General features: G+C 61.4%; 15 protein-coding genes. 4 read left to right on the forward strand and 11 right to left on the reverse strand.

From position 1 onward, the window contains the following. Positions 1–78: 78 nt before the first annotated feature. From ruvB to J7573_RS22970, 8 genes are all read right to left on the reverse strand, one after another. On the reverse strand, positions 79–1,125 hold the full coding sequence (gene ruvB, locus J7573_RS22935; RefSeq protein ID WP_103445278.1) for a Holliday junction branch migration DNA helicase RuvB: 1,047 nt from the start codon (positions 1,123–1,125) through the stop codon (positions 79–81). Further along, a complete protein-coding gene (gene ruvA, locus J7573_RS22940; protein ID WP_027919956.1) occupies positions 1,122–1,739 on the reverse strand; it encodes a Holliday junction branch migration protein RuvA in 618 nt (205 codons plus the stop codon). The genes ruvB and ruvA overlap by 4 nt, the downstream gene beginning before the upstream one ends. A 109-nt stretch (positions 1,740–1,848) precedes the next feature. Continuing rightward, positions 1,849–2,373: a crossover junction endodeoxyribonuclease RuvC gene (gene ruvC / locus J7573_RS22945; RefSeq protein ID WP_060510186.1), complete on the reverse strand. Its 525-nt coding sequence runs from the start codon at positions 2,371–2,373 to the stop codon at positions 1,849–1,851. A 140-nt stretch (positions 2,374–2,513) separates the two neighbouring features. Beyond that, the gene (locus J7573_RS22950) at positions 2,514–3,260 is read right to left on the reverse strand and encodes a YebC/PmpR family DNA-binding transcriptional regulator (RefSeq protein ID WP_103445279.1); all 747 of its coding nucleotides are present in this window, start codon (positions 3,258–3,260) and stop codon (positions 2,514–2,516) included. Between the two features lie 109 nt (positions 3,261–3,369). Next, the gene (gene aspS, locus J7573_RS22955; RefSeq protein WP_294340611.1) at positions 3,370–5,145 is read right to left on the reverse strand and encodes an aspartate--tRNA ligase; all 1,776 of its coding nucleotides are present in this window, start codon (positions 5,143–5,145) and stop codon (positions 3,370–3,372) included. A gap of 94 nt (positions 5,146–5,239) precedes the next feature. After that, on the reverse strand, positions 5,240–5,461 hold the full coding sequence (locus tag J7573_RS22960) for a zinc ribbon domain-containing protein (RefSeq protein ID WP_027919960.1): 222 nt from the start codon (positions 5,459–5,461) through the stop codon (positions 5,240–5,242). Between the two features lie 92 nt (positions 5,462–5,553). Further along, positions 5,554–5,880, reverse strand: a complete 327-nt coding sequence (locus J7573_RS22965) for a ribbon-helix-helix domain-containing protein (RefSeq protein WP_294340612.1) — start codon at positions 5,878–5,880, stop codon at positions 5,554–5,556. 150 nt (positions 5,881–6,030) lie between these two features. Beyond that, entirely contained in the window at positions 6,031–6,504 is a 474-nt protein-coding gene (locus J7573_RS22970; RefSeq protein WP_110637208.1) for a Dps family protein, read from the reverse strand. A 277-nt stretch (positions 6,505–6,781) separates the two neighbouring features. On the opposite strand from J7573_RS22970, the gene J7573_RS22975 reads away from it, so the two are divergent. Beyond that, complete coding sequence (locus tag J7573_RS22975; protein WP_294340613.1) at positions 6,782–7,375, forward strand: cold shock domain-containing protein; 594 nt, start codon at positions 6,782–6,784, stop codon at positions 7,373–7,375. Between the two features lie 39 nt (positions 7,376–7,414). Here the strand turns inward: J7573_RS22975 and J7573_RS22980 are convergent, their stop codons facing one another. Next, positions 7,415–7,621: a SlyX family protein gene (locus tag J7573_RS22980; protein ID WP_294340614.1), complete on the reverse strand. Its 207-nt coding sequence runs from the start codon at positions 7,619–7,621 to the stop codon at positions 7,415–7,417. A gap of 1 nt (position 7,622) precedes the next feature. Next, entirely contained in the window at positions 7,623–8,042 is a 420-nt protein-coding gene (locus tag J7573_RS22985; RefSeq protein WP_294340615.1) for an HIT domain-containing protein, read from the reverse strand. Between the two features lie 739 nt (positions 8,043–8,781). On the opposite strand from J7573_RS22985, the gene J7573_RS22990 reads away from it, so the two are divergent. The 3 genes from J7573_RS22990 to J7573_RS23000 all read left to right on the forward strand — a co-directional run bounded on the left by J7573_RS22990 (position 8,782) and on the right by J7573_RS23000 (position 12,906). After that, positions 8,782–10,056, forward strand: coding sequence for an OprD family porin (locus tag J7573_RS22990; RefSeq protein WP_294340616.1), 1,275 nt, complete (start codon positions 8,782–8,784; stop codon positions 10,054–10,056). A gap of 160 nt (positions 10,057–10,216) precedes the next feature. Next, on the forward strand, positions 10,217–11,932 hold the full coding sequence (locus J7573_RS22995) for a proline--tRNA ligase (RefSeq protein WP_294340617.1): 1,716 nt from the start codon (positions 10,217–10,219) through the stop codon (positions 11,930–11,932). 20 nt (positions 11,933–11,952) lie between these two features. Beyond that, complete coding sequence (locus J7573_RS23000; RefSeq protein ID WP_294340618.1) at positions 11,953–12,906, forward strand: hypothetical protein; 954 nt, start codon at positions 11,953–11,955, stop codon at positions 12,904–12,906. 33 nt (positions 12,907–12,939) lie between these two features. Here J7573_RS23000 and dinB read toward each other — a convergent pair whose 3' ends face one another. After that, complete coding sequence (gene dinB, locus J7573_RS23005; protein ID WP_294340619.1) at positions 12,940–13,998, reverse strand: DNA polymerase IV; 1,059 nt, start codon at positions 13,996–13,998, stop codon at positions 12,940–12,942. Between the last annotated feature and the right edge of the window lie 262 nt (positions 13,999–14,260).

Raw genomic sequence — 14,260 nt, forward strand, 5'->3', positions numbered from 1 at the left:
TTTTCTTCATTAATGTCGAATTGCCAGCGCGCCATCGGCATGCCAGCGGTAGGACCACGAAAAGCCGGTTTTGATCTGTCATTCATCGCCTGGCTCGGAAAATTCACCTGCGCCTCCCAGGCTGCCAGGCACATTCAAGCCAAAGTGCAGGTAGGCATGCCGGGTGACCACACGGCCGCGCGGCGTGCGCATGATGTAGCCCTGCTGGATCAGGTAGGGCTCGAGCACATCCTCGATGGTGTGGCGCTCCTCGCTGATGGCTGCCGCCAGGTTGTCCACGCCCACCGGGCCACCGTCGAACTTCTCGATCATGGTCAGCAGCAGGCGGCGGTCGGAGTGATCGAAACCGCGCTCGTCGACGTCCAGCAGGTTCAGCGCCATGTCGGCCACGGCCTTGGTGATCTGGCCCTTGCCGCGCACCTCGGCATAGTCGCGCACGCGGCGCAGCAGGCGATTGGCAATCCGTGGCGTGCCGCGGGCGCGACGAGCGATCTCGTAGGCGCCGTGATCCTCGATGGCCAGGCCAAGGATGTTGGCCGAGCGGCTGACGATGGTTGCCAGGTCCTTGTCGCTGTAGAACTCCAGGCGCTGGACGATACCGAAGCGATCACGCAACGGATTGGTGAGCATGCCGGCGCGGGTGGTGGCGCCGACCAGGGTGAACGGTGGCAGGTCGAGCTTGATCGACCGGGCCGCGGGGCCTTCGCCGATCATGATGTCGAGCTGGAAGTCCTCCATTGCCGGATACAGCACTTCCTCGACCACCGGTGACAGACGGTGAATTTCATCGATAAACAGCACATCGTGCGGCTCGAGGTTGGTCAGCATCGCCGCCAGATCGCCCGGCCGTTCGAGGATCGGCCCCGAAGTGCTCTTGACCGAAACGCCCATCTCCTGGGCGATGATGTTGGCCAGGGTGGTCTTGCCCAGCCCGGGCGGACCGAAGATCAGCGTGTGGTCGAGCGACTCGCCGCGCCCGCGCGCAGCCTGGATGAACAGCGCCATCTGCTCGCGCACCACCGGCTGGCCGATGTACTCGTCCAGGCGCAACGGGCGGATCGCACGGTCCTGGACTTCTTCTCGGTCGCGGCCACTGGCGGCAATCAGGCGGTCGGCTTCGATCACTTGGTAATCATCCCTTTAAGGCTGCGACGAATGAGTTCTTCGCTGCTCAGGCCGGCCTTGTCCTTGATCGCGGCAATGGCCTTGCTCGCCTCCTGCGGCTTGTACCCCAGGGACACCAGGGCGCTGACCGCGTCAGCCTCGGCAGAAGACTCGCTGGCCACCGGCAGCGGGCCATCGGAGACCAGGGTGAACATGGCTGGAGAGGTTTCCCAGGCCTTGAAGCGGTCCTTCAACTCGACCAGCAGGCGCTCGGCGGTTTTCTTGCCGACACCAGGCACGCGCACCAGCACCGAGGCGTCCTGGGCCTGCACGCAGCGCACCAGTTCGTCCACTTCCAGGCCGGACATCAGTGCCAGTGCCAGTTTGGGACCCACGCCATTCAGGCGGATCAGTTCACGGAACAGCTCGCGCTCGCGCTTCTCAGCAAAACCATAGAGCAGGTGGGCGTCTTCGCGCACCACCAGATGGGTATGCACGGTCACCGGCTCGCCGACCTTGGGCAGGCGGTACAGGGTGGTCATCGGCACTTCCAGCTCGTAGCCCACGCCGTTGACATCGATAATCAGGTGCGGCGGCTGTTTCTCCGCCAGGGTGCCGCGCAAACGTCCAATCACGTTCCGATCCTTTCTCTCGGGGAGCCGGTCGAAGACCGCTCAACCCTATCAGCAAATGCACCGGGCGAACGTTTCACCCGAACAAAATGTGTATCAGCGCATGAAGCGCTCAAAGACGCAAGCGCCCGCCACGCCGCCGCGCCGTGGCCAGGCCGTGGGGCACCAGGCTGGAACGGGTATGGGCATGGCACAGGGCGATGGCCAGGGCGTCCGAGGCATCGATCTGTGGCTTCTGGGTCAACTTGAGCAGGTGCATGACCATCAACATCACCTGTTCCTTATTTGCCCCACCGCTGCCGGCGACGGCCTGCTTGACCTGGCTGGCACTGTATTCGGCGATTTCCAGGCCGGCTTCAGCGGCAGCAACGATGGCGGCGCCGCGAGCCTGGCCCAGCTTGAGCGCAGAATCGGCGTTGCGTGCCATGAACACCCGCTCGATGCCCATGGTCACCGGGCCATGCTGGGCGATGATCTCGCTGACGCCGCGAAAAACAATCTGCAACCGCTCAGGCAGCTCGCCGCTGCCGGTACGGATGCAGCCCGACGCCACATACTCGCAACCACGGGCGGTCTGGCGGACCACACCATAACCGGTGATGCGCGAGCCGGGGTCGATACCAAGAATCAGAGTCATAGCGCCTGCATGTTCAAAATGTACCGGCCTATTCGCGGGCAAGCCCGCTCCCACAGGGACCGCACCAAACCCAAGCCTGATGCAATACCTGTGGGAGCGGGCTTGCCCGCGAATAGGCCGGTACATTTTGAACAAGAACCTTAGCCGAGTTTTTCCATGATCTCGTCGGAGATCTGCGCATTGGAGTAGACGTTCTGCACGTCGTCCAGGTCTTCGAGCATGTCGATCAGCTTGAGTACCTTCTCGGCGCCTTCCTGGTCCAGTTCGGCGCTGGTGGTCGGCTGCATGACGATTTCCGCGTCGGCAGCCTTGAAGCCTGCCTCTTCCAGCGCGTTACGCACGGCGTAGAAGCTGTTGAACGAGGTGAACACCTCGAACGAACCATCGTCGTTGGCCACCACGTCGTCGGCATCGGCCTCCATCGCGGCTTCCATCAGGGCATCTTCATCGACGCCCGGGGCGAAGCTGATCTGCCCCTTGCGCTCGAACAGATAGGCCACCGAGCCGTCGGTGCCAAGGTTGCCGCCACACTTGGTGAAGGCATGGCGCACGGCGGCGGCAGTCCGGTTGCGGTTGTCGGTCATGGCCTCGACCATGATCGCCACGCCACCCGGGCCGTAGCCTTCGTAGCTGAGCTCTTCGACGTTGTCGCTTTCGTTGGTGCCAGCACCACGGGCCACGGCGCGATCGATGATGTCACGGCTCATGTTGGCGCCCAGGGCCTTGTCCAACGCCAGGCGCAGGCGCGGGTTGGAGCCTGGGTCGGCACCACCCTGCTTGGCCGCGACGGTCAGCTCACGGATCCACTTGGTGAAGATCTTGCCTCTCTTGGCATCCTGGCGCTCTTTGCGGTGCTTGATGTTCGCCCACTTGGAATGACCAGCCATAACGACTCCGAATCCTTGAAACAGAAACAGGTTCCGCCCCGAAGGGCGGAACGTGGGAATACTGCGCCGAAGCGCCGGGGCGCACCCGCCGGGATGCGCCCGGGGCCGATTACTCGACCTTGGTCTGCTCGCGCAGACGGATGTGCAGCTCGCGCAGGGCCTTGGCGTCGACCATGCCAGGGGCCTGGGTCATGACGCACGCGGCGCTCTGGGTTTTCGGGAAGGCGATCACTTCACGGATCGACTGGGCGCCGGTCATCAGCATGACCAGGCGGTCCAGGCCGAAGGCCAGGCCACCGTGCGGCGGTGCACCGAACTTCAGGGCGTCGAGCAGGAACCCGAACTTCTCTTCCTGTTCTTCTGCCTCGATGCCCAGCAGGCGGAATACCGCTTGCTGCATCTCTTTGCGGTGGATACGGATCGAACCGCCACCCAGCTCGGTACCGTTCAGGACCATGTCGTAGGCACGGGACAGCGCGGTGGCCGGGTTGGCCTCGAGCTCTTCCGGGGTGCACTTCGGCGCGGTGAACGGGTGGTGCAGCGCGGTGAAGCTGCCGTCTTCGTTCTCTTCGAACATCGGGAAGTCGACGACCCACATCGGCGCCCACTCGCAGGTCAGCAGCTCGAAGTCGTGACCCAGACGGATACGCAGCGCGCCCAGGGCCTCGCTGACGACCTTGAACTTGTCGGCACCGAAGAACACGATGTCACCGTCGACAGCACCAACGCGGTCGAGGATGTTGTTGAGGTTGACCTCAGGGATGTTCTTGACGATCGGCGACTGCAGGCCTTCGACGCCTTTGGCGCGCTCGTTGACCTTGATGTAGGCCAGGCCCTTGGCACCGTAGATGCCGACGAACTTGGTGTACTCGTCGATCTTGCTGCGCGGCATGCTGGCGCCGCCTGGCAGGCGCAGGGCGGTGACGCGGCACTTCGGATCGTTGGCCGGGCCGGCGAAGACCTTGAAGTCGACATCCTTCAGCTGGTCGGCAACGTCGACCAGTTCCAGCGGGATTCGCAGGTCAGGCTTGTCGGAACCGTAGCGGCGCATGGCCTCTTCGAAGGTCATGTGCGGGAATTCGCCGAATTCCAGGTCCAGCACTTCCTTGAACAGCTTGCGGATCATGCTCTCGGTGAGGCCCATGATCTCGGCTTCGTCGAGGAAGCTGGTCTCGATGTCGATCTGGGTGAATTCCGGCTGGCGGTCAGCACGCAGGTCTTCGTCGCGGAAGCACTTGGCGATCTGGTAGTAGCGGTCGAAACCGGCAACCATCAGCAGCTGCTTGAACAGCTGAGGCGACTGCGGCAAGGCGAAGAAGCTGCCGGCGTGGGTACGGCTCGGCACCAGGTAGTCACGCGCGCCTTCTGGAGTGGCACGGGTGAGGATCGGGGTTTCGACGTCGAGGAAGCCGTTTTCATCGAGGAATCGACGGATGCTGCTGGTAATGCGCGAACGCAGGCGCAGCTTGTCGGCCATTTCCGGGCGACGCAGGTCGATGAAGCGGTAGCGCAGGCGGGTTTCCTCGCCGACGTCGGAGTATTCGTTCAGCGGGAACGGTGGGGTTTCCGCTTCGTTCAGCACGTTCAGCTGGTAGCCGAGGATCTCGATGGCACCGGACGCCATGTTGGCGTTCACTGCGCCGTCCGGGCGCTTGCGCACCTTGCCGGTGATCTGCACGACGTATTCGCTGCGCACGCGGTCAGCGGCGGCGAAGGTTTCGGCGCGATCCGGGTCGAACACGACCTGGGCCATGCCTTCGCGGTCACGGATGTCGAGGAAGATCACCCCGCCGTGGTCGCGGCGACGATGGACCCAGCCGCAAAGGGTGACTTCCTGGCCGTCCAGGCTCTCGTTCAGTTGGCCGCAATAATGGCTGCGCATCATGATGGTGGTTTCGCTTCTCGTGATTCGTGTATTCGTTGGAGGCCTTGGCCGCCCGGAGGGCTAATACTGCAAGACCCGGCTACTGCAATTCAACTCAGTCGGCCTTGTCGCCGCCTGCCAGGTTCTTTTTCGCCCCGGTCTTGAAGTCGGTTTCGTACCAGCCATTGCCGCTCAGGCGAAAACCGGGGACCGACAGCAGTTTCTTCAATGCCGGCGCCTGACAGGCCGGGCAGTCGGTCAGCGGCGCGGCGCTGATCTTCTGCAGCGCCTCCATCCGGTGATCGCAGGAAGCACATTGATAGTCATAAAGGGGCATGAACGTCTCTCGTCAACCACAACGCTGGCTGCCGGGGCAGCAAAAAGCGGGATTATATATGGTTAACCGACACTGCGCAGCCCGCCGGGCGATCAGCGTGCACTTGGCGGATCGCGCAACCAGGCAACACAGATAACCCGGATCAGCCCGCTGAAGTTGCGCACCCCGCCCTGGCGCAAGTGCACCTCGCGATCGACATAGGACAGCACGGCGCTGACCGAGCACTGGTTCGCTACGGCAATCTGCTCGAGGATACTCCAATACACCGCCTCCAGGCGCAGGCAGGTGGAAAAACCGTTCAACCGCACCGATCGCGATACAGGCTGAGTCTGCAACATATCGAAATCGGCCTTGAACGGGTCGATGCACTGCTTGCCAGGCCAGTGCCCCACCCTCACCGCACGCTTGATTGCTTGCATCGCGCCACTTCCTCAGTTCATTCAACTGGGGCTCAATGAAGCGCTGAGCGAGGCGCCCAAAGCAGCGGCAAAGCCTTCCTGCACAGACGAAAAGGCCCGGCTGGAATGGATTCAGCCGGGCCCTCGGACAAGTCTTACACGACTAGCCGATCAGTTACCGTCGAGCAGTACTCGCAGCATCCAGGCTGTCTTTTCATGCACCTGCATGCGTTGGGTCAGCAGATCAGCGGTCGGCTCATCGCTGACTTTGTCCACCACCGGGAAGATGCTGCGGGCAGTACGCACCACGGCCTCTTGCCCCTGCACCAGCTGGCGGATCATTTCATCGGCATGAGGTACACCCTCTTCCTCCTTGATCGAGGAGTGTCGCGCATAAAAGGCATACGAGCCTGGTGCCGGGAAGCCCAGCGCGCGGATCCGCTCGGCGATCGAGTCGACCGCCAGTGCCAGTTCGTTGTACTGCTCCTCGAACATCAGGTGCAGGGTGCGAAACGACGGACCTGTGACGTTCCAGTGGAAGTTATGGGTTTTCAGATACAGCACGTAGGTATCCGACAACAGGCGGGAAAGCCCTTCGACGATGGACTTGCGATCTTCTTCACTGATACCGATATCGATTGCCATGAAGTTCCCCTTTCCATAAGGCTTGATGATCAAGCGGGCCCGACACACTGTATCAATACTTGGCGCAACGTGCCCGTGACACAGGGCAAGCCATCGGCACCTGCCGCCTGCGGTTTGAGAAGCCCCCGCCTTTGCTGTTAAATAGGCACGGTGCCACCCGTGCGGACTGTCATTGCCGGGTGCATAGGCTGGCCTCCACGTGTTCGCGCTTTACACCTCATGCGCACCGTGCCGCCAGCTCTTCCTGTGATCGGCCTTATCAACTGTGAGCCAACCCATGTTCAAGATCGTCCATCTGGTGACGGGCGTTGCGGCTTTGCTGCTATCGCTCATGCCCAGCCTCAAACCCGACGCAACACCCTTCCTGCAGCAACCCGACGCGGTCTATCTGACCCTGCTCGGCCTGCTCAACCTGCTGCTGGCCCCGGTTGTTCCGCTGTATTACCGCGGTGCGCGGCAACAACTGCAATACCTGGCCTGCGCCCTGCTGGTGGTGGCGGTGGTCCTGCAGACCCTGACCCTGCTGGCGCGCCCGGAAATGGGCAACCTGGCGGCACTGGTCTGCGCCGCGCTGGCCGTCGCCCTGCACCTGGTGGCCGGCTTTGCCCGCAGTGGCAAGAAGGCCCGCGCCAGCCAAGGTGCGCCACTGGAAGCCGGCAAGCGTGATACCGGCACCGTGAAGTGGTTCAACACCTCCAAGGGCTTCGGTTTCATTTCCCGTGATTCGGGCGACGACATCTTCGTCCACTTCCGCGCGATCCGCGGCGAGGGCCACCGCATTCTGGTCGAAGGCCAGCGCGTGGAGTTCTCGGTGATGCACCGCGACAAAGGCCTGCAGGCCGAAGACGTGGTCGCGGTGAACCGCCGTTGACCCTGCGCCGCCCTGGGGCAAGCCCAGGGCGGCGACTTGTCAATAATGAGGTGGCGGCGCCTCTTCCCCTTCACTGCTGTACTGCCCGACCATCTCTTCATAACGCTTGATCAGCTCGGCCACCTGCAGTTGCAGGCGTTCGATGACCCGCCCCTGCTCGACCACCACATCATTCAGCGCCTGGATTGTGTCGTCCTGGAATGCCTGACGGGTTTCCAGTTCGATGATGCGCGACTCCGCTGACATGTCAGGCCTCCTGGTAGTCATGAGTCAGCAGCGCACGCAGACGCTGACGAATGGCACCTATCTGCTCCGGCGCATACCCGACGGCCGGCACTTTGCCCCAGACCGGCGCTGGCCAGGCTGCATCGCCGTGGTGGCGAACGATCACATGCATGTGCATCTGGCTGACCACGTTACCCAGTGTGGCAACGTTCATCTTGTCTGCCGCGAACTCGCGCTTGAGCGCTTCAGCCAGGTAGGTGGTTTCTTTCCACAACTGCGCCTGGTCTTCCTGGCTCAGGTCGAACAGCTCACTGACACCTGCGCGCCTGGGCACCAGGATGAACCACGGGTAATTGGCATCCTTGCTGAGCAGCAAACGGCACAGCGGAAAGTCACCCAGCACCAGGGAGTCCTGCTGCAAACGCGAATCCATATCAAACACGATCAATCTCCAACAATAACCATATGCGCCAAGGATACCCTGCTTCGCCCCCGCCAGCATGCGCCAGACGCGCGGCTGCACGCCTTAAGCTCATGAATCTCCACGAGTTGCACAAAGGCGGTAACACAGCGCTACTTTTCGCACCAAAATGAGGCCACAAAAGTGTGCGGCACTACACTTTTACCCACATCAATGACTCAGGATCAACAGTTGTCGGTAACACATTGACTTTTATGGCAGCTTTTTCTTTTAGCCTGCCCATTGAAGTTGGCACACCATCAGACAACTCTCACCCCGTGTTTTCGGCACTTTCCGACCTTTGGCAGCAGGCTTTGTGAAAATTTCATGAAGCGTTGTTAATTTTGAGCACGCTTGTTGCATTCCTTTCACGCCAAGTCGGCACGACACCTGCATTGACCGGGTGACGCGACAAATAACAACAGCGAGATTGGGTACACCAGGGAGTTTCCCCAGCCGGAATCTGTAGTTACAAAACCGTTACGGCAATGGAACAGCGCTGGCGTTGTACGACCCGGTTAATCGGGACGTGATTTGCGACATGGAAATACCTAAAAGCGACATGACAATAAAGTTCCCGAAAGGATGATTTTTGCCATATCGCCAACAACAGTCAGCGTGCTATACATTTCCGCCGACATAACAAGAAAGAGCTGCTCCATATAACTAAAAGACTTGGACGCAGCGGTACTCTTCCTAAAAACCAAAGGAGCAAATCACGATGCGCGTGATGAAGTGGAGCATGATCGCCCTGGCCGTTGCGGCAGGGACCTCGCAGATGGCAGTGGCCTCGTCCCAGGACGATTCCAAGGGTTTCCTCGAAGACAGCAAGCTGAACGTCAAGACTCGCATGCTGTACTTCAGCCGCGACTTCCGTAACAACGAGCCAGGCACCCAGAGCCGCGTTGAAGAAACCGGCCTCGGCTTCCTCGGCACTTACGAGTCGGGCTTTACCCAGGGCGTGATCGGCGTGGGCGTCGATGCCATCGGCATGCTCGGCGTTAAGCTGGACAGCGGCAAAGGTCGCCACAGCACCGGCCAGTTCCCGACTGACTCCGACGGCCGCGCGCAGGACGAGTTCTCCGAAGCCGGCGGCGCGGTCAAACTGCGCATCTCCGATACCGTGCTGAAGTTCGGCGACCAGTTCACTGCCCTGCCAGTACTCGCAACCGATGACAGCCGCCTGCTGCCAGAAGTGGCCCAAGGCACGCTGATCACCAGCAACGAAATCAAGGGCCTGACCCTGAACGCCGGTCACTTCACCGCGCTGAACGCTCAGTCCGAGACCTTCCACGACAGCCTGCACCTGAAGCAGGCCGACGTTGTCGGTGGCACCTACGCCTTCACCGACAACCTGTCCACCAGCCTGTACTACTCCAAGGTCGAAGACTACTGGCGCAAGTACTACGCCAACCTGAACTGGGCGCTGCCGCTCTCGGACAAACAGGGCCTGGTGTTCGACTTCAACATCTATGACACCAAGAGCGATGGCCAAGGCCTGCAGCGCGCCGAGAAAGATGGCGTGACCAAGCTCGACAACCAGGCCTACAGCCTGTCGGGCGCCTACAACATCGGCGCACACACCTTCACCCTGGCCTACCAGAAAGTCCACGGTGACGGCGACTACGGCTACGGCGTGGACGGTGGCGGTACCATCTTCCTGGCCAACTCCGTGGCCCGTTCCGACTTCAACGCTGAAGACGAGAAATCCTGGCAGGCTCGCTACGACCTGAACTTCGCCGAGTTCGGCGTACCAGGCCTGACCTTCATGACCCGTTACGTGCGTGGTAGCGATGCCAACACCGGTTCCACCAGCAATGGCAAGGAATGGGAACGCGACGTGGACGTGAAGTACGTACTGCAGGAAGGCCCGGCCAAAGACCTGAGCTTCCGCGTTCGTCAGGCCACCTACCGCTCCAGCGATGGCGTCTACTACGGTTCGAGCTCGATCGACGAACTGCGCCTGATCGTCGAGTACCCGCTGAGCATCCTGTAAGCCTGGCTTGCAGCGCCCCGCACCTGAAAAAGCCCGGCACACTTGCCGGGCTTTTTCTTGGCTGACAACTGCCACGCCCTGGGGCATTCTGTACGCCTTCGTTTCGCCCCCGTACAATGCGGGGCTATTTCAACGTCTTAGGCAATCGACACGGCTAACCATGCGCACCAGTCAATATTTGCTCGCCACCCAGAAAGAAACCCCTGCCGACGCAGTGGTCATCAGCCATCAGCTCATGCTGCGTGCCGGCATGATCCGCAAACTGGCCTCCGGCCTGTACACCTGGCTGCCGATGGGCCTGCGGGTGATGCGCAAGGTCGAAAACGTTGTGCGCGAGGAAATGAACGCCGCCGGCGCCCTGGAAGTGCTGATGCCAAGCATCCAGCCTGCCGAGCTGTGGCAGGAATCCGGCCGCTGGGAACAATACGGCCCTGAGCTGCTGCGCCTGAAAGACCGCCACCAGCGCGATTTCTGCGTCGGCCCAACTCACGAAGAAGTGATCACCGACCTGGCCCGCAACGAGCTGTCCAGCTATAAACAGCTGCCGCTCAACATGTACCAGATCCAGACCAAATTCCGTGACGAGATTCGCCCACGCTTCGGCCTGATGCGCGGCCGCGAATTCATCATGAAGGACGCCTACTCCTTCCATGCCGACCAGGCTTCCCTGCAGGAAACCTACGACCGCATGCACCAGGCGTACACCAACGTCTTCACCCGCCTGGGCCTGGACTTCCGCCCAGTGCAGGCCGACACCGGCTCCATCGGTGGCAGCTACTCCCACGAATTCCACGTCCTGGCCGAGTCGGGCGAAGACGACGTGATCTTCAGCGACAGCTCCGACTACGCCGCCAACATCGAGAAGGCCGAAGCCATCCCGCGTGAAACCGTGCGCCCTGCTCCTACCGAGGAACTGCGCCTGGTCGACACCCCGGAAGCCAAGACCATCGCCCAGCTGGTGGAAAACCACGGCCTGGCGATCGAAAAGACCGTCAAGACCCTGATCGTGCGCGGCGCCGAAGAAGGCAAGCTGGTCGCCCTGATCGTCCGTGGCGACCACGAGCTCAACGAAATCAAGGCCGCCAAGCTGGAACAGGTTGCCGACCCGCTGGTCATGGCCACCGACGCCGAACTGCGCGAGGCCATTGGTGCCGGTGCCGGTTCGCTCGGCCCGCTGAACCTGCCACTGGAAATCGTGATCGACCGCTCGGTCGCCCTGATGAGCGACTTCGGCATCGGCGCCAACATCGACGACAAGCACTACTTCGGCGTGAACTGGGAACGTGACCTGCCCGTTCCACAGGTTGCCGACCTGCGCAATGTCGTCGAAGGCGACCCAAGCCCGGATGGCCAGGGTACCCTGGTGATCAAGCGCGGCATCGAAGTCGGCCATATCTTCCAGCTCGGCACCAAATATAGCGAGGCACTCAAGTGCCAGGTCCTGGGTGAGAACGGCAAGCCGGTAACCCTGTCCATGGGCTGCTACGGCATTGGTGTGTCCCGCGTGGTCGCCGCCGCCATCGAGCAGAGCTACGACGACAAGGGCATCATCTGGAACGACGCCCTGGCACCATTCCAGATCGCTCTGGTACCACTGCGTTACGAAACCGAGGTGGTGCGCGAGGCAACCGACAAGCTGTACGCCGAACTGACCGCAGCCGGCTACGAGGTGCTGCTGGACGACCGAGACAAGAAGACCAGCCCCGGCATCAAGTTCGCCGACATGGAGCTGATCGGCATTCCACACCGCATCGTCGTCAGCGACCGCGGCCTGGCCGACGGCAACCTGGAGTACAAGCACCGCACCGAGTCGGAAGCCCAACAGCTGCCGCTCAATGAAGTGCTGACCTTCCTGCAGGCCCGCGTTCGCCGCTGATAATCAATGCACGAGTAATCATGTCCAAGCGAAGTACCTATACCCTGGGGGGCGCCGCACTGTGCGGCGCCCTGCTCGCCAGCGGTTGCGCCAACCAGATGTCCCAGCGCAGCGATCATGAGGAGCGCGTCGAGCGAAAACTGCTCGAACACACCCTGCAGATCGATGTCGGCGAGCCGAAGGTGATGGAGCTTCCGCAACGGCGTGTGCGCATTCATGAGCAGAAGCGTTTCGAGGTCACCGAATACGAGGTCACCCGCCGCTACGACCGCTATACCCCGTACCAACCGTGGCGGGAGATCTACGAGATCCCGCTCGGCGCGGTAGCCGTGGTGGCCGGTATCGGTGCCAACGTGGTCAACGTGTTCGCCCTCGGCAACCTGCCGCAGAGCATGACCCACGACTGGCTCAGCTATGGCGTGGATGGCCTCAATCCATTCATGAATACGCCGTCCAATGGCCGTGCCCAGCAGAACCTGGCGGGCATCAGCGAAGTGCAGAAGGACAAGCGCGAAGAGTTCACCAGCGTGCCCTGGAGCGAACGCCTGGTCGAAGTCAAAGCAGGCAAGATGACCCACGAACTGACTACCGACAGGAACGGCGTGTTGCGCCTGAACCTGCTGGACAGCCCGTTCTCGGAGCAGCACCTGAACCACGTCGGCACCTTGCACCTGCAGGTGGTCGATGAGGACAACGCGATCCGTGGCGATGCCAGCCTGCTGGTCAGCGCCACCTTGCGCAACAAGCTGCGCGAGGCCCATGAGCTGATCTTCGATGACCTCGAGGATGACGATGTCGGCCAGTGGGTACACCGGGTCAAGCGCTTGTCCGAGCTGGGTCTTGAAGAAGAAGCCAGCGAGATGGAGCAGAGCCTGATCGAGCTGACACGCAACGATCCGGAGCTGCAACAGGAATTCCTCGCAGCACTGACCAAGGCCACTGGCCGATTGGTCGCTGATCCCGGCGTGCAGTAACTATAAAGAAGGGGCCGTTTTTACGGCCCCTTTTCAATTCCCTGGGAACAGCTCCAACTGCTCATGTGCCCCGCGCAAATCCCGCAGCCTCACCCCTACCCCGAGCAAGCGCACCGGCTTGCTACCCCGGGCGAACGCCTGGCGCAACAACTGACGGTAGCTTTCCAAGTCCCTGCCCGCCCCGGCTTGCTCCATGGTGGTCTGGCTGAAGTCGTGGAACTTGACCTTGACGAACGGCTTGTCCGGCCGATAACTGCTGTCCATCCGGGCAATCCGCTCATTAAGGCTTTCGAGCAGTTCAGGCAACCGTTCGAGACAACTGGCCAAATCCGGCAGGTCGTTGTCATAGGTGTTTTCAACGCTGACCGACTGCCTGCGGCTATCGTTGTGAACCGCACGCTCGTCAATCCCTCGGGCCAACCCCCAAAGCCGCTCACCAAAGCTGCCGAACTCGCGCGCCAACGCCAGCCGCGACCACTCCCGCAAGTCAAGGCAGGTATCGATCCCCAGGCGGTTCAACTTGTCTGCGGTCACCTTGCCCACACCATGCAGCTTGGCCACCGGCAAGGCAGCAACGAAAGCCTCGACCTGCTCCGGGGTGATCACGAAGATGCCATTGGGCTTACGCCAGTCGCTGGCGATCTTGGCCAGAAACTTGTTCGGCGCCACCCCTGCAGATACCGTGATATGCAGGGTGCGGGCGACCCGCCGGCGAATGTCCTCGGCGATTCGCGTCGCACTTCCGGCATACCACTGGCTTTCACTGACATCCAGATACGCCTCATCCAATGACAACGGCTCGATCAACTCGGTGTAGTCACGAAAAATGGCGTGAATCTCGCGCGAAGCCTCCCGGTAAGCCTCGAAGCGCGGCTTGACGATTTCCAGGTCAGGGCAAAGCTTGAGGGCATGCCGGGACGACATGGCTGAACGCACGCCATAGGCACGCGCTTCATAATTGCAGGTGGCGATTACCCCGCGCCGGTCCGGAGAACCACCGACTGCCATGGGGCGGCCGGCCAGGCGCGGGTCGTCACGCATCTCGATGGCGGCGTAAAAACAATCGCAGTCGATGTGGATGATCTTGCGCAAAGACATTGATGACGGCCACCACTGTAAATTCATACAGATAGTAGCGCATGCCACTGACACTGAAACAGCCTGCTTCGATAATCGGCTCGCAAGCCCCGTCGCGCCTGAGGCGCAGCCAGGCATAGATGCTAAGGGATTGAACGAAAAAGGGTTTTCTACAATATTGCTTGACATGAGCAAGGAAACCCGTAGAATTCGATCTCACAGGCGCGGGATGGAGCAGCCTGGTAGCTCGTCGGGCTCATAACCCGAAGGTCGTCGG

This window comes from Pseudomonas sp., from assembly GCF_017744435.1.
Taxonomy (GTDB): domain Bacteria; phylum Pseudomonadota; class Gammaproteobacteria; order Pseudomonadales; family Pseudomonadaceae; genus Aquipseudomonas.